Below are 16,839 nucleotides of genomic sequence, written 5' to 3'. Positions count from 1 at the left end.
GACGCTATCAGGTAACAAGCATTTGTCAACACGATTGACAAATGACAGAGCATTGGTAGCGTGGCATCAGAATTGACGACGCTGGCACCATGGCCATCGTCCTTCTCCCCGCACGCGGGAAGAAGGTGCCGGCAGGCGGATGAGGGGCAAACGTCGCACGCTCGCGTGCGAAAGGGAGGAGACGGAGAGATGAAAGAGAACGCCTTCGAGGCTTTGACGGTGGAAACCCTGCCGGATCGCCTTGGCAGCATCCCCGAGATTGCGGACCGTCTCGGGGGCACGCCCGCCGCTTGGAAAGTCCGCGAAGTGGGCGACGGCAATCTCAATCTCGTCTTCATCGTGGAAGGTGAAGCGCAAACGCTCATCATCAAGCAGGCATTGCCCTATGTGCGGCTCGTCGGCGACAGCTGGCCGCTTCCCCTGAAGCGCTCCTTCTTCGAATATCACGCGCTGACCCGCCAGGAAAAACGCGCGCCGGGAACCGTGCCTGCCGTCTATTACTTCGATGAGGCGCAGGCCCTCATCGCCATGGAGTTCCTGTCCCCGCACATCATTCTGCGCCGCGCCCTTATCGAGGGGCAGGAACTGCCGAAGATCGGCAGGGACCTCGGCCTTTTCATGGCCCGCACCCTCTTCCGAGGGTCCGACCTTTCCATGAAAGCGGCAGACCGCAAGGCCGATCTCGCCCTCTTCGCCGACAATGTCGACCTATGCGACATCACGGAAAATCTCGTCTTTTCCGATCCCTATTTCGAAGCGCCGATGAACCGGCACACGCCCGGTCTCGACGCTTTGGTGAAGGAACTGCGTTCAGACCGCGATCTGAAGGTCGCCGCCCAGCGCATGAAGCACCTCTTTGCTTCAAAAGCCGAGACCATGGTGCATGGCGATCTCCATTCCGGCTCCGTCATGGTCACGAAGGACGATACCCGCGTCATCGATCCGGAATTCGCCTTCTACGGCCCCATGGCCTTCGATGTCGGCATGTTGCTTGCCAATTACTGGATGGCCTATTTCTCCCAGCGCGGGCATGAGGAACAGGGCAGCCGCGCCTCCATGCGCGGCTATCTGCTTGGCGTCATCTCCGAGACATGGACCACCTTCCGCGACGAGTTCGCCCAACTGTGGCGCACCGAGCGCAGCGGAATTCTTTATCAAACCGCCCTATATGAAGATCAGGACGACGGGCTCGCCGCCGAACAGGCGCTCAACCATGTGATCCACGATCTGTGGACCGACATGCTTGGCTTTGCCGGCATCGAGATGCACCGCCGCATTCTGGGGCTTGCCCACAATGCCGACTTTGAGGACATCGCCGACGAGAAGCTTCGTGCCTCCTGCGAGGCACCGGCTCTGAAATTCGGCCGCCACATCGTCGTCAATCGCAACAACATTCAGTCGCTGGCCGAGCTTGATAGGCTGGCCGAAGCACTTGATCAGGGGAAACTGTCATGAAGGTTGGAGACAAGCACTACCGCACCATCTGGGTGAACGAGGATGGCTGGTCTGTCGATCTCATCGACCAGCGCTGGCTGCCGCATGAGCTGCGCATCGAAAACGTGCAGACCGTCGAGGGCATCGCCACTGCCATCCGCGACATGTGGGTACGCGGCGCGCCGCTGATCGGCGTCACCGCCGCCTATGGCGTTGCCATGCGCATGCGCGAGGATGCTTCCGATGCCGCACTCGATGCGGTGTGGGAACAGCTCCACGAGACGCGCCCCACCGCGATCAATCTGCGCTGGGCGCTGGATGAAATGCGCGGCCTCCTGCGCGACATTCCCGAGGCCGACCGCGCCGGGGCGGCCTACAGGCGCGCCGCCGAGATCGCCGATGAAGATGTGGAGTTGAACCGCAGCATCGGCCGGAACGGTCTCGAAATCATTCGCGAGATCGCCGCACGCAAGAAGCCCGGCGAGCCGGTCAACATTCTCACCCACTGCAATGCCGGCTGGCTGGCCACCGTCGATTTCGGCACCGCCACCTCGCCCATCTACCACGCGGTGGAAGAAGGCATTGCCGTTCATGTCTATGTGGACGAAACCCGCCCGCGCAACCAGGGCGCTCAGCTCACCGCCTGGGAAATGGCCGGCCACGGCGTTCCCCACACGCTGGTGGTCGACAATGCCGGTGGCCATCTCATGCAGCACGGCATGGTGGACATGGTGATCGTCGGCACCGACCGCACCACCGCCGATGGCGATGTCTGCAACAAGATCGGCACCTATCTGAAGGCGCTGGCGGCGAAGGACAACAATGTCCCCTTCTATGTCGCACTCCCCTCGCCCACCATCGACTGGACGGTGCATGACGGCGTGAAGGAGATTCCCATCGAGGAACGTTCGGGCGACGAGGTCTCTCTCGTCTGGGGCAAGGATGAGGACGGCAAGGTGCGGCAGGTGCGGATTTCGCCCGAGGCATCGCCTGCCGGAAACCCCGCCTTCGACGTGACGCCGGCCCGGCTTGTCACCGGTCTCATCACCGAGCGCGGCATCGCCGATGCCTCCCCCGAAGGGCTCGCCAAACTCTTCCCCGACCGGGCGAAATCGAACGCTGCGTGAATCTCAGAAAACGATTCAGAAATTCTTGAAAATCACCTGTTTCTGAATCGTTTTCGGGAATTTTCAGGCGTTTTCCGGAAATCCGGAAATCGCCCCGCCCTCGTGGTTCGACAGGCTCACCATGAGGGCTATATCGACGCCTCTCCTGGCGCCTTGATGCCGCCCTCCGCCACGCCAAAGGCCCTCATGGTGAGCCTGTCGAACCACGAGGGCAGCGCGCCCATCAATAAGGCGTGTCGCCACCATCAATGGTGATGGACTGTCCGCGGATGATCATTGCCGCATCAGACAACAGAAAAACAACCACACGCCCCACCTCGACCGGCTGGATGTGACGGCCAAGCTGTGCGGGAACCATCTGCTTCATCATCTCTTCCGACTTCGCCGCATCGCCACCGACGATGAAGTCAGCCACCGTCTTGAGCATGTCGGTTGCCACGCCACCCGGGCACACGGCGTTGACGTTGATCCCGCGTGCTGCCCATTCGAGCGAGAGCGAGCGGGTCAGGTTGATCACCGCCGCCTTGGAGGCGTTGTAGCCGGCCATGTTGGGATAGCCGACCTTGCCGGCATTCGACGCGATGTTAACGATCGCGCCGCCCTTTTCCATCTGGCGCGCGGCTGCCTGCGAGGCGAGCAGAACCCCCTTCACATTGACCGCCATTTCGAGATCGACGTCGTCTCCGGTCAATTTGTCTGCTGCCCCAAGCCGCACCACGCCGGCATTGTTGACCAGACCGTCAAGCCTGCCCATACGGACCACCACCTCGTTGAACGCGGCCTCCATGCTGGCGCTGTCGGTCACGTCGCTTGCAGCCGCCATGACATTGGGTTCGCCGCCCAGATCCTTGAGTGCCGCCTCGAGTTTTGGCCCCGGCAGATCGAGCAGCGCCACGCGCCCGCCCGCCTCGATGATCGCCTGAGCGATGCCACGGCCAATACCGCCGGCTGCCCCGGTAACCGCGATGACCTTGCCTTCAAGTGCCTTCATTCCAAGCCCCTGTCATTCTTCGGAACTCACCTCACGGTCTGATTCCGATTCTTGTTGTAATTGTCTGTTTCAGTTTGGTTTTCTCACCAGGTCGAGCGGGCGCTGACGCCACCGTCGACGGTGATGTTCGTGCCGCTCACCCAGCGCGAAGCCTCTGAGAGAAGGAAGAGCGCGGCGTCGCCGATATCCTCCGGCTGGCCGAGCCGGCCAAGCGGTGCCGCCTCCTTCCAGCGGTTCACACCTTCGGGCCAACCTTCCTCGATGCCGTCGCGGTGGATCAGACCCGGAGAGACGGAATTGACGCGAATGCCAAGCCCGCCAAGCTCCAGCGCTGCCGCCTTGGTGAACATCAAAAGCGCGGCCTTGGAGGCCGCATAATGGGCATGGCCGGGGGCCGGCTGATGCCCTTCGATGGAGGCGATGTTGACGACCGCACCACCGCCACCACGCGCCTCCACATGGTCGGCAAGAGCGCGCGTCAGGAGAAACGGAGCGCCGGTGTTGATCGCCATCATCTGCGCCCAGCCGGCCTCGTCGATCTCCCGCAACGCCTCGACAGGCTGGAAGCCGGCATTGTTGACCACGCCGTGAACAGCGCCGAATTCTTCGAGCGCCGCTTGCATGAGAGAGGCCGCTTCGGCTTCCTTCGAAAGGTCACCGCCGGCAGCGAACGCCCGCGCGCCCAATTCGCCCGCAAGCGCCTCGGCGGCACTTTTGTTGCCATTGTAGTGACACACCACATTCGCACCCGCCTCATGCAGCCGCCGTGCAATGCCGCCGCCAATGCCGCCGCTGGCGCCGGTGACGATGACCGTGCGACCGGTGAGATCAAGCAATGATGCGACGGGTGGGATGGTTGCAGCCATGATCAGGCTCCTTTCAGGTTGGGCAGAAGCTTGGCCAGGATCGCCTCGATTTTGCGCCCGGCAATTTCGGCATTGGCAAACACCTCTTCGATCGTGTCGGGCTGCTGGTCGGGACCGCCGGTCGCCTTGTTGGTGATGGCCGAAAGCCCGATGACGGGCAGCGATGCGTGGCCAGCGGCAATCACCTCGGTCACCGTCGACATGCCGACGGCGTCCGAACCCGAGGCGCGGTAATAGCGGCGCTCCGCCGAGGTTTCGAGGGACGGTCCCAGGACGCCCGCATAGATGCCCTGCCGGACGGCAATGCCAGCCGCATCCGCCGCCTTCTTTGTCATGGCAAGAAGGTCAGGATCATAGGCGCGCGACATGTCGGGAAAGCGCAGGCCGATCTCATCGTCATTGGGCCCGACCAGCGGGTTCAGCCCCGTGAAGTTCATGTGATCCTCGATGAGCATCACGTCTCCGGGGTCGTAATCGGGATTGAGCGAGCCGGCGGCATTGGTGACGATCAGCGTTTGTGCACCGAGGCGCTTGAGCAGATAGACGGCAAGCGCAATGTCGCGCGGCGACCAGCCTTCATAAAGATGCAGCCGGCCCTGCATCATGATCACGCGCTGGCCTTCCAGATGGCCGATCACGAAAGCGCCCTTGTGGCCGGGTGCGGTGGAGACCGGAAAGCCCTCGACCTCTCCGTAAGGGATCGTGACTGCATCCTCCACCCGGTCGGCGAGCTGGCCGAGCCCCGACCCCAGCATGATGGCGATGGGTGCTGGCGCCCCTGCCCGCTTGGCAATCGATGCATGGGCGCGTTCAAGACGCGCGAGTTGGCTTTCGCTCATTTCATTCTCCCAGGGTTTTACTGTCAGGCCACGGTGGCGGCGATGCGCGGCGCAAGCTCTGCCACTGCGTCCAGCGTGTCGTCGATCGAGTGACGGGTGAGCACGCCATCGCGCACCACCTGCTCGCCACCGACGAACACATGGCGCACGTCGGATTTGGCGGTGGAATAGACGAGATGGGTGACGGGATCGAACATCGGCACCGCATGCGGGCGCTTCACATCGATCAGGATCATGTCGGCGAGCTTGCCTTTTTCGAGACTGCCCAGCCTGTCGGACGCGCCCAGCGCCCGCGCGCCGGAGCGTGTCACCATGGCCAACGCCTGATGGGTGGAGACGGCATCGGCCCGCTGGCTCGCGCCCTTGTGCAGCGTGGCGGCCAGCCGCAGCGCCATCCACATGTCGAGATCATTGCCGCTGATCGCGCCATCGGTTCCGAGTGCGACATGGACACCGGCTGCCAGCATGTCAGGTATGCGGGCAATCCCGGAGGCGAGTTTCAGGTTGGACATGGGGTTGTGCGAAACGGTCGTGCCCGTGCGCGCCAGAATGGCGATTTCCTCATCGTCCAGATGGACGCAATGGGCGAGCGTAGTGCGCTCATCAAGGAGATCAAGATGATCGAGATGGCGGATGACGGAACTGCCATAGCGGCCTTCCACATCGGCCTGTTCGGCCTTCGTTTCCGCCGCATGCGTGCTGAAGAGCCCACCGTGTTTGTTTGTGATATCCCTGGCCGTCTTCAGGTTTTCGGGCCCCACCGTATAGGCTCCGTGGGGCATGGTTGCCGGGAAGACATCGTCTGCACCCGCAAACGCTTCAAAGAACGCCTCAGCACTGGCAATGCGGTCATCGAGCGTTGCCCCGTCCACTCCCGGACCGTCGAAGAAGATGCCCCCTGTCGACACCCGCATGCCCACTTCGCGCGCGGCGCGAACCGTTTCCACCGGATACCAGAACATGTCCATCGTGCTGGTGACACCGGAAAGAAGCAGTTCGGAAAAGCCCAAAAGGCTGCCAAGATGCGAGGTCTGCGGATTGAGGATTGCGCCTTCGGCGGTCCACACCTTCTGCAGCCACGGCTCCAGCGGCAGATCCTCCACCAGACCGCGAAACAGGCTGTCGGCGGCATGGCAATGGCTGTTGATCAGCCCCGGCATCAGGATGTGCCCGCTGCCATCAATGACGTTGCGGGCGTTCCCCGCGGCCTGTTCGAGCGCTGCGCTCTCGCCAATCTGCGTGATGCGGCTATTTGAGACCGCAACGCCGCCACCCCGGATCACCGTCTGCTTTTCATCGCAGGTCACGACAATGGCGTTTTTGACAACCAGATCGACGGTCATGAAGCATCTCCTTTTGCGCGTCTTGCCCGCCACCATGACAGGGCAACCAGCACGATAAGGGTCGCCAGATACGGCATCATGTCGGTGAACTGCTGGGCAAGCCCCAGACCCTGCACGCGGAAGGACAGGCTGTCGACGGCACCGAACAGAAGCGCGATGAAGAAGAGCGGCCACGGGCGGCCACGGGTCAAGAGCACCGCGACAACGGCGATCCAGCCGCGCCCGGCGCTCATGTTTTCAACGAAGAGATTGACATTGGCGATGGAAAGCTGCGCCCCGCCCAGACCGCAGAGCGCGCCGCATGCAATGAGCGCCAGAAGCTGGACACGTTTTGGACTGACACCGCCAGCCCGAAGCGCCTGAGGGTTTTCACCCGCCGCCCGAATGCGCAGGCCAAGCCGGTGGCGGGCGAGAAACACATGCAGGAACGGAACGCTGAGAAGCGCCAGATAGAAGGGCAGCGCCTGGCCGCTCAGGATCGGGCCGAGAAGCGGCACATCTTCTATGAAGGGCAAACGGATGGGTGCGAACCCGGCAATCGCCGGATCGCTGAAGGCACCCGTGACATCGAAAATGGCGCGCAGGAAGAAGGTCGTGAGACCCGCTGCCAGAAGGTTGATGGCGATGGAAACGACGATGGAATCGCCACCGCGCCGCACATTGAACTCGGCGAAAACAACACCAAGCGCCATGCCGGCCACCATGGCCGTCAACGCGCCGATATAGGGCGTGCCGGAAAAATAGGCACCCAGCACCGCCGCGAAAGCGCCCACGAGCAGAAAGCCTTCCAGCGCGATGTTGAAGACACCGGCCCGCTCGCACAGCGCGCCGCCAAGGGCGGCCAGAAGGATGGGCGTGACAAAGCGCGGAATGGAGGCGGCGAAGGAGGGATCGGCGATCAGCTCAAACATGGCCGTCTCCATCGCCGCGCGATGCTGTCAGCGCGCCGGAGACGCGGCTTGCCACGAAGAGGATGATGACCGCCTGCACCACCAGCGCGATCTCCTTGGGAACGCCGGCCGCCCGCTCCATGCCGGCCGCCCCCGTCTGGACAGCGGCAAAGAAGAAGCCGGAAATCGGCACCGCCCACGGCACCATGCCCACCAGAAGCACCGCGATGATGCCAGTCCACGCATAGAGCGGCTGTACCAGCATGCCGTCGATATAGCGGTGGTGAATGCCGAACACGGCGATTGCGCCGACCATGCCCGCAATCGCACCGCTGAGCGCCAGTGTCTGCAGCGTGAGCCTGCGCACCGGCAGGCCGACCGTGCGGGCGAACTCGGGCGAAAGCCCGTTGAGCCGCGTGTGATAGCCATGGACGGTCCAGTAGCTGTAGATCAGCGCAAAGGCTGCCGCCACCGCCGTGAAGAGAATGCCGATGTCGAGCCGGGTTCCCGGGAAATAGGCAAACCAGGTTTCCTGCGGCACGAGATGCGACTGCACCATGCCCGACTGCACGTCGCGATAAGGATGCGCCACCAGATAGGAGGCGATGTAGCGGATCGGATAATTGAGGAGGAGCGAACCGACCAGCAGCGGCACGCCCATGAAAAGCTGGAGCACACCGGCAAGCAGTGCCCATAAGGCACCGGCCAGCATGGCAGCGAGGATCGCCACGACAAGCACTAGCAAGGGCGGCCCCGGCAGGAGCACAGCAACAAGGGCTGCCACCAGCCCGCCGGCAACAAGCTGCCCCTCGCCGCCAATGTTGAACAGCCCGGCACGAAAGCTCAGCATGACCGAAAGCGCCATGCCGACAATCAGCGCCGAGCGGCTGAGCGTCGCCATAAGATAGGCGTTTCTGCGCCCGCCGAAAGCGCCGTTCCAGAAGCCGGAAAGCGCCTCGCCCACCGGCGCACCAACAAAAAGCAGCAGCGCCAGAATGATCGCGGCGATCCACAGGAAGGTGAAGAGCCATGGCAGCGCGCTGCGGGTGGCCTTGCCGGCATCGAAAGCCATCATGCAGCAGCTCCCGGCGACGCCGCGCCCAGCGCATCGGCGGCACGTGAGGTCATCAGTGCGCCGACGCGGTCGCGGCTCGCCTCACCGCCATCCACCTCTCCGGCGATTGCGCCGTCATACATGACCAGAATGCGGTCGGACAAAGCGATCACCTCGTCGAGCTCGGTGGAGACCAGAAGAATGGCGTGGCCCGCATCGCGCATGCGCATCAACTCGCCATGAATGAAATCAATCGCGCCGATATCGACGCCCCAAGTGGGATTTTCGGCGATCACCAGCGGCGTGTTGCGCGAGAGTTCGCGCCCGACCACGAGCTTCTGCTTGTTGCCTCCCGACATGGTGGAGGCGGAAGCGCGCGGACCGGCCACGCGAATGCGATAACGCTCGATCAGGGAGCGCGCATATTGGGCCATGGCTCCGTGTTTCAGGAACGGCCCCGCGGTGAAAGCGCCCGCATCGTCGCGGCCCGCATTGGCGTTTTCGCTGACGGAGGCGCGAAGGGCGAGCCCCATACGCTGCCGGTCTTCGGGGATGTAGCTCATGCCGCCCTGCCGGCGCGCCTCCACATCCAGGTTCTGTATCTCATTTCCGCACAGGATGATGGAGCCGGAACGCACGGGCACAAGCCCTGTCAGCGCGCGGATGAGCTCTGCCTGGCCATTGCCGCTCACGCCGGCAATGCCAACGATCTCGCCTGCACGAAGATCGAAGGAAACGGGCCCGACGTCTCGCCCACGCCGTGCGACGGTGAGGTTATCGACGGCAAGCACCGTTCCGCCGGGCGAATGGGCCTTACGGGTTCTGGCCGCCGGCAGATCGCCGCCGACAATGCCACGGGCGATCTCGTCCTTCGAGGTTTCGGCTAGCGGTGAGGAGGCGACAAGACGCCCTGCCCGCATCACGCTCACCCGGTCGGCAATCTCCATCACCTCATCGAGCTTGTGGGTAATGAGGACGATCGCCTTGCCCGCCTCGCGGAAGCTCTTGAGCGTTGCGAAAAGCCGGTCCTTCTCCTGCGGGGTGAGCACGGCGGTCGGCTCGTCGAGGATCAGGACTTCGGCCTCGCGGTAGAGAACTTTGAGGATCTCCACCGCCTGCCGCTCGCCGACGGAAAGGCGGCCGACGCGCCGGTCGAGATCGATGGCGACACCATGGGTTTTGGCGATCTCATCGAGGCGCGACCGCGCGCGGGTGAAATCGACAAAGCCGAAGCGGCCCACCGGCTCTGCGCAAAGCACGATGTTTTCCAGCACCGTCATCTCTTCCTGCAGCATGAAATGCTGATGCACCATGCCCAGCCCATGGGCGATGGCATCCTGCGGCGAGGCCCAGCGGCGCGCCTTACCATCCAGACTGATCGTGCCGCTTGCCGGCATAACCAGCCCGAACAGCGCGTTCATGAGGGTGGACTTGCCAGCACCGTTTTCACCCAGAAGCGCGTGGATTTCGCCCGGCTTGATGCCGAGCGATACATTGTCCACGGCCGTGACCGGGCCAAAACGGACCGTGACGTCCTGCAGGTCGATGCGCATGATGCGTGCTGCTCTGGCGCGCTTACTTGGCGAACATCGGGTCTTCGAGTTTTAGCGAGCCATCCTCGATCTGGCCTGCGACCTCGCGCATCTTGGCCACCACCTCCGGATGATCGGCGATGAGGCAGCCGCTGTCGGCCAGTTCGTCTTCCTCGAGCGCGATGGTCGATACGCCACCTTCCTTGAGGCCGAGCGCCATTGTGAGCTTCTTCTCGCCTTCAAGGATCGCGCCAATGGCCTGAACCATGGCGTTGTCGACGCGCTTCAGCGTGACATCGACCACGTGGCCGGGCGCATTGGGGCACTGGTTCACATCGACGGAATAGACCTGGAAATCCTTTTCCTTCGCCGCCTCGAAGACGCCGAAATCACCGCCCGATGTGGCCGTGAAGATCTGGTCGGCGCCGGCCGCCTGCATGGCCACGGCCTGTTCCTTGGCACGCACCGGATCGGCAAACGGATTTTCGCCACCCACCCAGCGAATGTCGACCGAGGCGTCGGCATTCACCGACTTGACGCCATCGGCATAGGCATCCGTGTAGCGGTGCAGGAAGGGGATATCGAGCGCGCCGACAACGCCAACCTTGTTGCTCTCGGTCAGCATGCCGGCGGCGACGCCGACGAGATAGCTCGCCTCATATTCGCGGAAGACCGCGCAATGCACATTGTCAGGCCGGTCGTCGATGCACTGGTCGACGATGAGGAACTGCGTGTCGGGCGCGGTGGGCGCGACCTGTTTGACGATGTCGTTGAACTCGAAACCGAGGAGCACGACGATGTCCGCGCCCTCGTTGACGGCGGCGTTGACGTTTTCGAGACGATCGGCAGCCGTGCGGCTCTCATAGGTTTCGACATCCGCACCGTATTTTTCGCCAGCCTGCTCGATGCCGGCCTGGCCAAGCTTCAGGAAGGCGTTGACGCCGATCTGGTCGGGAGAGACGTAGACGAAAAATTTATCCGCCGCAGAAGCGGGCACAGTGAACGCTGTCGTTGCCAGAAGCCCCACCGCCAACCAGTTTTTCAAACCCCTCATGCCACCACTCCCTGTCTGGTCCTTAGATCGCCATGCGTTCATCCGGACGCGAAAAGGACGATCTGATCTTCTGATGGAGCATCGGAATAACCCGAGAACCGGTTTCCGCTTTTCGGTCCGATGCTTTAGTCGAAGGCATACTGACGCACCGACAGGACTTTGACAATTGTCAAGCTGACTGATCATTGTGGAAGTTTGCTCGAGAGAGGTTTGTCATGTCCCCTTCATGGTTTGTACAAAATGCCGGTCAGGCGGAGTTCTGGACAGAGGAGCGGTGCTACATCACCGAGTTGATGAACACGCCGGCCTCGCCCGAAACCTCGCTGGCGATCGCCCGTGTGGAACCCGGCGTGACAACACAGCTGCACAGTCTGACAGGAATCTGTGAGCGCTATGTGGTTCGCAGGGGTGAAGGCGTGGTGGAAATCGAGGGTGTGCGGCAGGCCCTTGCGGTCGGGGACCAGGCGATCATTCCAGCGGGCGCGGCGCAGCGCATCGCCAATACGGGGACGGAGGATCTGGAGTTCTACTGCGTCTGCACCCCCCGCTTTAAGCCTGAGACCTATGTGAATCTCGAAGACTGAAAGAAAAAAGGTCGATCTTTCGACCGACCCAAAAAACGTTTGCTGGCCTGAGTGTTTCGCTAGACCGTTAAGGTCGTGCTTCGTGGCCGTCAGGACTGCATTTCACGAATTTTGTAGGCGACCTCGGTTCTGTTGGTCGCGTTCAGCTTTTTCATGATGTTGCGAATGTGCACCTTCACGGTGCTCTCGCATAGCTGCAGTTCATAGGCGATGATCTTGTTGGCCTTGCCGCGCCGGAGCGCCTCGGCGACCTACGCCTCGCGGGCGGTGAAGAGATTGCCAAGCCCGACCACGCGGCTGCTGTTCGAATTGATGACATCGCGCATGGCCAGGACACCGCTGGCGGGAACGAACACACCGCCGGCACGGGCCAGGAGTATGGCCTCCGCGGCGACATCAACGCCGACATTGCTGGGAATGTATCCCTTTGCGCCGGCTTCCAGCGCTTTCAGTATCTGCCCAAGATCATCCGTGTCGGCGATGACAATGACCGGCTGCTCCTCGAACTCTTCGGCAAGATCGTGGATTTCGTTGCAGATGCCCTGCTCGGTGATCTTGCGGCTGCCGACGATCAGAAGCACCGCCTCGGGCTGGCGCCCGTCGGCAATCTTGTGCCATTCCTCAGAAGAGCCGACAGCGAAAATGTCGAGAGACGGGTTCTGCGTTTCCAGACTGCGTGCCAGACATTCCCGGTCCAGCACCCGGGGATCGATCAGAAGCACGAGCTCCCGATCCGTATCCTCGCGAGCCTCATCCCAGTCCTTCGGACCGGTCGCTGCGAGCGCGCCACCCGGCGCTTTCATGATTCCGTGTAGATTATTGCTGCTGCTACTCTGCCCTATCTTTGCGTGTTCCATGACCAATGCTCCCCAACACTCACCCAAAACAAACCCCAGTGATATTGGAGAAGCGCATTTTTGTTTTTATTGCACGCCCCATCCCCCACCGAACAGAGTATCGGCGGCGCGAACCCCTCAGAGAGGCCCCCAAACAGGATTATCACTTGGAGATTTATTATCCTCACGATTAGGGAGTTTGTGCATTAACATGGATCAATTTTATGCAAGAATCATTCAATATGATTATAATCACGAAATACTTTGTTAAAGTTGTACTTCACTCAAAATACCAGACATAATTGAAAAACCGGCCTTGTCGCCGTCTGGTTGTCCCGCACATCAATGGGTTGGCGGTATCCATCATCCTCAAGGGGATGTGGTTTCAGATCATGACTGCATTGTATCGGAGGAAGGCATAGGCCTGACAAGCACCCAAAAGCTGTAACCACAGTCTTTTGATCTATGGCTTATATAATGGGTTATACAGATATGAAAAATTAGGGAGTGACCGGCTCGGCAAGTGCGAGGTAAGACCCCTCAAAGCCCGTGGCCTCGATCAATCCCGCACGGTTCTGAAACGTTACCACACCACTGCGGAAAGACACGTAACCACTTTCGCGCAGTTTTCTCAAAACACGATTGACGTGAACGACCGACAGGCCGAGGGCATCGCCCAGATCCACCTGGGTGAGCGGGCAGGCAAAGGAGCTCGCCCCCTGCCCTTCATAGACACCAACGCGGAATGACAGTTCGAGCAGAAGATGCGCGACCCGCTCAAACGCACCCCGACGGCTGATGTTGACGAAATGCTCGGCCGCGCGCGCATAGCGCCGCGCCATCCCCTTGAGAATGAACTCGCGTACGTGACGCGGATAGGTCGACAGGTTTTCGTAGATCGCGCCAGGAAACTCAAACAGTGTGACAGCCGTGAGCGCCCGCACCTCTTCTCGTGCCCACTCGGTGGTTCCCACGGTAATGACATCGCCGGTCAGGGAAAAGTCGACCACCGTGCGCGAGCCGTCTTCAAGTTCTTTGCCATTGGAAACCCAGCCCGAGACAACCAGGAGAACGGCGCGCTTCTGGCCATCCATATCCGCAATCGTGTCGCCGCTCGAATATATGCGCTTGCGCAGCCCGGTATGGTTCGACTTGTTCGCCGCCATGCCGAACAGTCCGCGAGCCGTTTCAGCCTCCAGATAGTGTAGAATTTCCCTGTAATTTTCGGTGCCCCGAACCGGCATGCTACCCCGCATCCTGCGCTCCCGATCCTCCGCAGATCGACCACTATAGCGATCGGCAGTACTCATGGAGCAAATACCCGAGTTTTAAACGCCCCATCCATAGCCTCGGTTCCACTTATAGTCGTCAGCCGGCAATTAAACGCCTCCGAAATACGACCATCGGACCTTGGAAACACTAGAGCATCGGACCGAAAAGTGGAATTCGGTTTTCGGATTATTCCGATGCTCCATCAATCGTTTAGATCGTCCTTTGTGCGTCTGGATGGACGCACGGCGATCTAGACAAGAAGGCTCGATGCCCAAATCACAATAACGTTAGCTGGCATGACGTGTAGCTAGAACCAACAGCAAACCATGGTGGCTGCCGAACCGGTCTCCAGATATTCGCCGCGTCATCCCGCAAAGCCTCTTCGACGTCGCCGTCATGCGGTCTCGCGTTCCGATCCACGGATCGTCATCTTCAACTCCGCTGCCAGACCATCAATTGCCTTCTCCGCCCTTTCGATACACTGGCGGCGATCATCAAGGTCAATTCCTTCTCCAAGCGTCGTCAAAATGCGTTCTCCAATCATCTCCACGTCTCCTTTGTGCGCGGAAACGAAGAATGGTTCACGGCCGATCAACTGGAAGAAGGACTCCACCTTCTGATCCCAACCGAGACCGACTAGAGGGACCCCGAGCGCATAGGCTGTGATGCAGGCGTGCAGTCGATGCGCTGCCACAGCGTCGAGCGTGCCGAGCAATGCAATCAGCTCCTGCGGAGTGTTTGGCCGTTCAGCAAAGCTGCAGCGGTCCGGCGCCCGGCTTTTTGCCCTGGAGAGCGTATTCCGGATCTGTTCCAGACAGGCCTGATCTTCCACCGCACCATTGGTAAAGAAGACGACGTCGCACCCCGCGTCCATTAGCCATTCAGCCAATGCGCCATACCCCTGCACGGTCCCGAGCGGGATATCCTGCGTGCTCACACTGGCATGCCGCCTGAGAACGAGCGGGTGGGTCACGCATAGACCGACCAGCGGGCGGGCGCGGTCACGCATCGCGTGCATTTCCACCCGCAAGGTCAGGGCCGGGTCGGGCGCGATGTTCGGGCTCGGCCAATCGGGAAAATGCTGCTCCCAGTTCTGCCGTGCCCCATGATCGCGCACCGAAACACCAAGCACATTGCAGGTGCGAAGCGTATCGAACAGTGTTGCAGCACGCCGCGACCAGTGCCGCCCCACACCAACGGCGTGGATCGCCACGGGGCAGTTTTCTTCACGGCAGAGCTCCAGAACCTGCGCGATCTTCAACGGGAAATTCAGATCGTCATCCTGAAAAAGATTGCCGCCGCCGATGACCACCGCATCGGCCCCGGCGATTTTCCCTCGCCACAGAGCGCGTAATGCGGCCAGTCTTGAACCGAGCACACGCGCGACCAGCATGCGGCGTACGGGCGGCGGCATGGCCCGCAACAGGAGCAGGGCACCCGAACGCCGCGCATCCGCAATGCCATAGGCAGTGCGGCCAGCCAGGTCCAGGGTTTCGATTTCCGCGCCTGGCAGCGACACGCCAAGCCGGCGCTCCAGACATTCGGCAAGTACGCCGTCCCCCAGATTGGGGCTGTAGCGGACATTGAAGATGACGATCTTCATTGAGCCGTCTCCGCTTGCTGCGGCCTGTATGCTCCTGCCTGAGCGGGAACCCACCGCAGCGCAGCCGCGCTTCCCGCCAGTATGAAAAAGAGAAGCCCCAGATCGTAGACCGTTCCGGAGATCATCGCTTCACTAAGGCCTGCAAGAACGCCCGCCCTGGCCGCCCGCATCGTCGCGTGCTCGTGGAACCCGCCGGCACTCTTCATCATCAGCGTGTTGCCGACAAACAGCAGGAACAGAACCGTACCGATAAGGCCGACATTGGACAGGAGCACAAGCGCATAGCTGGAAGCGCGCGCGCTGCCCAGACCAGCGCCCCACCCCCAGGTATCGAGGAACACCTGGAAGGCCACGGCGTTCCATTGCATGCGTTCGCGCGCCGACTGACTGTTCAGCTTGGAATAGAGCGTTTCATCCAGAAAATCCTGCACGGCCTTTGCGAATTCCGGCATCAGCACAAGAACGAGCATGAAGCAGAGCGGGACAGCAAGAAGAGCGAGCGCAATCGCAGCAGGCCGTCCCGTGACACGCTTGCCGTAGGAAGCAGGCAATGCCCGCCATAGAAGGAAGACCATCACCATCGCAAGGCTGACCAGCGCCGTTGTCGATGTCGACAGGAGAAGAGCAAGCAACAGCAGGCCTGCGATCCCCCCGGTCGCGACCGTTCGCACGCGGTCGATCCACAGACTGGCCGTGAACGCAAACAGCACGATTGTGTAGCCGGCGAAGGCCGAAGCCTCGGGAAACGTGCCCGAAATGCGTTTGAAGCCTGCCTTCTCCGATCCGGTCAGAAGCGCGTAATTCGCAGTGCGAATGAAGTCGAAAAGATGCGCCGTGCCCGTACGGTACGTGATCACGTCCAGAAGCGCGAAGATCAGATTGGCGACGGCAAGAACCAGCATGGCGTTGATCACGTCGCGAGCGGTGCCGCCGCATTTGAGATAGGCGTAAGTGAAGGCGAAGCAGAAGAGCCCGCCCACCGCATAGACCGTCTGGGTGATGTTGTTGCTTGAAAACGACAATGGCGTCAGATCAATGATGCGATGTCCCGCGGAGGAGCGCAGCACGATCATCGTTTCCGTCACCCCTTCCAGAAGACGCGGGAGGAAGAGCGCGGAGAAGACGCCATAGACAGTTAGCAGGAGAAGCCAGATGCCCGGCGACGAGGAAGACACTGCCGCCAGAACAGGCCTTTCGCCAAAGGCCATGAAAAGACGCAGGCAGTAAAAGGCAAGCAGGAGACTGGGAACCAGCACTGAAGCCCCGCCCAGACCCGGCACGCCGAAGGCAGCAGCAGCACCGAAAAGTGTCGACATGACGATGACATAAAAGGCCATACGGGGCGGCGCCAACAGAACAGCCGCCCCCAGAACCAGCGATAGGACTCCCAATAATTCGATGCGCATGGTGCGCC

The 16,839-nt window shown here is 61.3% G+C and carries 15 protein-coding genes and 1 pseudogene; 3 read left to right on the top strand and 13 right to left on the bottom strand.

Annotated features, from left to right (window positions below; translation table 11 throughout):
* The first annotated feature begins 189 nt into the window (after positions 1 to 189).
* Both mtnK and mtnA read left to right on the top strand, forming a co-directional pair.
* A complete protein-coding gene (gene mtnK, locus KUG85_RS09635) occupies positions 190 to 1,455 on the top strand; it encodes an S-methyl-5-thioribose kinase (protein WP_223005024.1) in 1,266 nt (421 codons plus the stop codon).
* Positions 1,452 to 2,561 (top strand): S-methyl-5-thioribose-1-phosphate isomerase, encoded by a 1,110-nt coding sequence (gene mtnA, locus KUG85_RS09630; RefSeq protein ID WP_223005023.1) that lies wholly within the window; start codon positions 1,452 to 1,454, stop codon positions 2,559 to 2,561. Before mtnK ends, mtnA begins: the two co-directional genes overlap by 4 nt.
* Before the next feature lie 223 nt (positions 2,562 to 2,784).
* Here the strand turns inward: mtnA and KUG85_RS09625 are convergent, their stop codons facing one another.
* The 8 genes from KUG85_RS09625 to KUG85_RS09590 form a co-directional block, all read right to left on the bottom strand.
* Positions 2,785 to 3,552 (bottom strand): SDR family NAD(P)-dependent oxidoreductase, encoded by a 768-nt coding sequence (locus KUG85_RS09625; RefSeq protein WP_223005022.1) that lies wholly within the window; start codon positions 3,550 to 3,552, stop codon positions 2,785 to 2,787.
* 83 nt (positions 3,553 to 3,635) lie between these two features.
* On the bottom strand, positions 3,636 to 4,418 hold the full coding sequence (locus tag KUG85_RS09620) for an SDR family NAD(P)-dependent oxidoreductase (protein WP_223005021.1): 783 nt from the start codon (positions 4,416 to 4,418) through the stop codon (positions 3,636 to 3,638).
* A 2-nt stretch (positions 4,419 to 4,420) separates the two neighbouring features.
* Positions 4,421 to 5,257, bottom strand: a complete 837-nt coding sequence (locus tag KUG85_RS09615; RefSeq protein ID WP_223005020.1) for a purine-nucleoside phosphorylase — start codon at positions 5,255 to 5,257, stop codon at positions 4,421 to 4,423.
* A gap of 23 nt (positions 5,258 to 5,280) precedes the next feature.
* Positions 5,281 to 6,600, bottom strand: a complete 1,320-nt coding sequence (locus KUG85_RS09610) for an amidohydrolase family protein (protein ID WP_223005019.1) — start codon at positions 6,598 to 6,600, stop codon at positions 5,281 to 5,283.
* Positions 6,597 to 7,511: an ABC transporter permease gene (locus tag KUG85_RS09605; RefSeq protein ID WP_223005018.1), complete on the bottom strand. Its 915-nt coding sequence runs from the start codon at positions 7,509 to 7,511 to the stop codon at positions 6,597 to 6,599. Before KUG85_RS09605 ends, KUG85_RS09610 begins: the two co-directional genes overlap by 4 nt.
* Positions 7,504 to 8,565, bottom strand: a complete 1,062-nt coding sequence (locus tag KUG85_RS09600; protein ID WP_223005017.1) for an ABC transporter permease — start codon at positions 8,563 to 8,565, stop codon at positions 7,504 to 7,506. The genes KUG85_RS09605 and KUG85_RS09600 overlap by 8 nt, the downstream gene beginning before the upstream one ends.
* Positions 8,562 to 10,097, bottom strand: a complete 1,536-nt coding sequence (locus tag KUG85_RS09595) for an ABC transporter ATP-binding protein (protein ID WP_223005016.1) — start codon at positions 10,095 to 10,097, stop codon at positions 8,562 to 8,564. The genes KUG85_RS09600 and KUG85_RS09595 overlap by 4 nt, the downstream gene beginning before the upstream one ends.
* A gap of 22 nt (positions 10,098 to 10,119) precedes the next feature.
* On the bottom strand, positions 10,120 to 11,130 hold the full coding sequence (locus KUG85_RS09590; RefSeq protein ID WP_065816134.1) for a BMP family ABC transporter substrate-binding protein: 1,011 nt from the start codon (positions 11,128 to 11,130) through the stop codon (positions 10,120 to 10,122).
* Between the two features lie 215 nt (positions 11,131 to 11,345).
* Here KUG85_RS09590 and KUG85_RS09585 point away from each other — a divergent pair, with 215 nt between their 5' ends.
* Positions 11,346 to 11,714 (top strand): cupin domain-containing protein, encoded by a 369-nt coding sequence (locus KUG85_RS09585; RefSeq protein WP_223005015.1) that lies wholly within the window; start codon positions 11,346 to 11,348, stop codon positions 11,712 to 11,714.
* Positions 11,715 to 11,803: 89 nt separating this feature from the next.
* On the opposite strand, the pseudogene KUG85_RS21210 reads toward KUG85_RS09585, so the two are convergent.
* The 5 genes and pseudogenes from KUG85_RS21210 to KUG85_RS09565 form a co-directional block, all read right to left on the bottom strand.
* Positions 11,804 to 11,950 (bottom strand): annotated as a pseudogene (locus tag KUG85_RS21210) (response regulator transcription factor); the annotation flags it as partial.
* A gap of 15 nt (positions 11,951 to 11,965) precedes the next feature.
* Positions 11,966 to 12,517: a response regulator gene (locus KUG85_RS09580; RefSeq protein WP_322098561.1), complete on the bottom strand. Its 552-nt coding sequence runs from the start codon at positions 12,515 to 12,517 to the stop codon at positions 11,966 to 11,968.
* 533 nt (positions 12,518 to 13,050) lie between these two features.
* Positions 13,051 to 13,794 carry a Crp/Fnr family transcriptional regulator gene (locus KUG85_RS09575; protein ID WP_065816137.1) on the bottom strand — a complete coding sequence of 248 codons (744 nt, stop codon included), beginning with the start codon at positions 13,792 to 13,794 and terminating at the stop codon, positions 13,051 to 13,053.
* Between the two features lie 422 nt (positions 13,795 to 14,216).
* Entirely contained in the window at positions 14,217 to 15,425 is a 1,209-nt protein-coding gene (locus tag KUG85_RS09570; RefSeq protein WP_223005014.1) for a polysaccharide pyruvyl transferase family protein, read from the bottom strand.
* The gene (locus tag KUG85_RS09565) at positions 15,422 to 16,762 is read right to left on the bottom strand and encodes a hypothetical protein (protein ID WP_223005013.1); all 1,341 of its coding nucleotides are present in this window, start codon (positions 16,760 to 16,762) and stop codon (positions 15,422 to 15,424) included. Before KUG85_RS09565 ends, KUG85_RS09570 begins: the two co-directional genes overlap by 4 nt.
* Positions 16,763 to 16,839 lie beyond the last annotated feature (77 nt).

Source organism: Nitratireductor rhodophyticola (genome assembly GCF_019891355.1).
In the GTDB taxonomy this organism is placed as follows: domain Bacteria; phylum Pseudomonadota; class Alphaproteobacteria; order Rhizobiales; family Rhizobiaceae; genus Nitratireductor; species Nitratireductor rhodophyticola.
The sequence above is the reverse complement of the archived record's forward strand: the minus strand, read 5'-3'. Positions and strand labels throughout refer to the sequence as shown.

Bases quoted from the DNA above. Each gene is read 5' to 3' on its own strand.
- KUG85_RS09575 (WP_065816137.1), bottom strand. From the start codon at position 13,794: ATGCCGGTTCGGGGCACCGAAAATTACAGGGAAATTCTACACTATCTG.
- mtnA (WP_223005023.1), top strand. From the start codon at position 1,452: ATGAAGGTTGGAGACAAGCACTACCGCACCATCTGGGTGAACGAGGAT.
- KUG85_RS09585 (WP_223005015.1), top strand. From the start codon at position 11,346: ATGTCCCCTTCATGGTTTGTACAAAATGCCGGTCAGGCGGAGTTCTGG.
- KUG85_RS09600 (WP_223005017.1), bottom strand. From the start codon at position 8,565: ATGATGGCTTTCGATGCCGGCAAGGCCACCCGCAGCGCGCTGCCATGG.
- KUG85_RS09580 (WP_322098561.1), bottom strand. From the start codon at position 12,517: ATGAAAGCGCCGGGTGGCGCGCTCGCAGCGACCGGTCCGAAGGACTGG.
- KUG85_RS09605 (WP_223005018.1), bottom strand. From the start codon at position 7,511: ATGTTTGAGCTGATCGCCGATCCCTCCTTCGCCGCCTCCATTCCGCGC.
- mtnK (WP_223005024.1), top strand. From the start codon at position 190: ATGAAAGAGAACGCCTTCGAGGCTTTGACGGTGGAAACCCTGCCGGAT.
- KUG85_RS09615 (WP_223005020.1), bottom strand. From the start codon at position 5,257: ATGAGCGAAAGCCAACTCGCGCGTCTTGAACGCGCCCATGCATCGATT.
- KUG85_RS09625 (WP_223005022.1), bottom strand. From the start codon at position 3,552: ATGAAGGCACTTGAAGGCAAGGTCATCGCGGTTACCGGGGCAGCCGGC.
- KUG85_RS09610 (WP_223005019.1), bottom strand. From the start codon at position 6,600: ATGACCGTCGATCTGGTTGTCAAAAACGCCATTGTCGTGACCTGCGAT.
- KUG85_RS09570 (WP_223005014.1), bottom strand. From the start codon at position 15,425: ATGAAGATCGTCATCTTCAATGTCCGCTACAGCCCCAATCTGGGGGAC.
- KUG85_RS09620 (WP_223005021.1), bottom strand. From the start codon at position 4,418: ATGGCTGCAACCATCCCACCCGTCGCATCATTGCTTGATCTCACCGGT.
- KUG85_RS09590 (WP_065816134.1), bottom strand. From the start codon at position 11,130: ATGAGGGGTTTGAAAAACTGGTTGGCGGTGGGGCTTCTGGCAACGACA.
- KUG85_RS09565 (WP_223005013.1), bottom strand. From the start codon at position 16,762: ATGGCCTTTTATGTCATCGTCATGTCGACACTTTTCGGTGCTGCTGCT.
- KUG85_RS09595 (WP_223005016.1), bottom strand. From the start codon at position 10,097: ATGCGCATCGACCTGCAGGACGTCACGGTCCGTTTTGGCCCGGTCACG.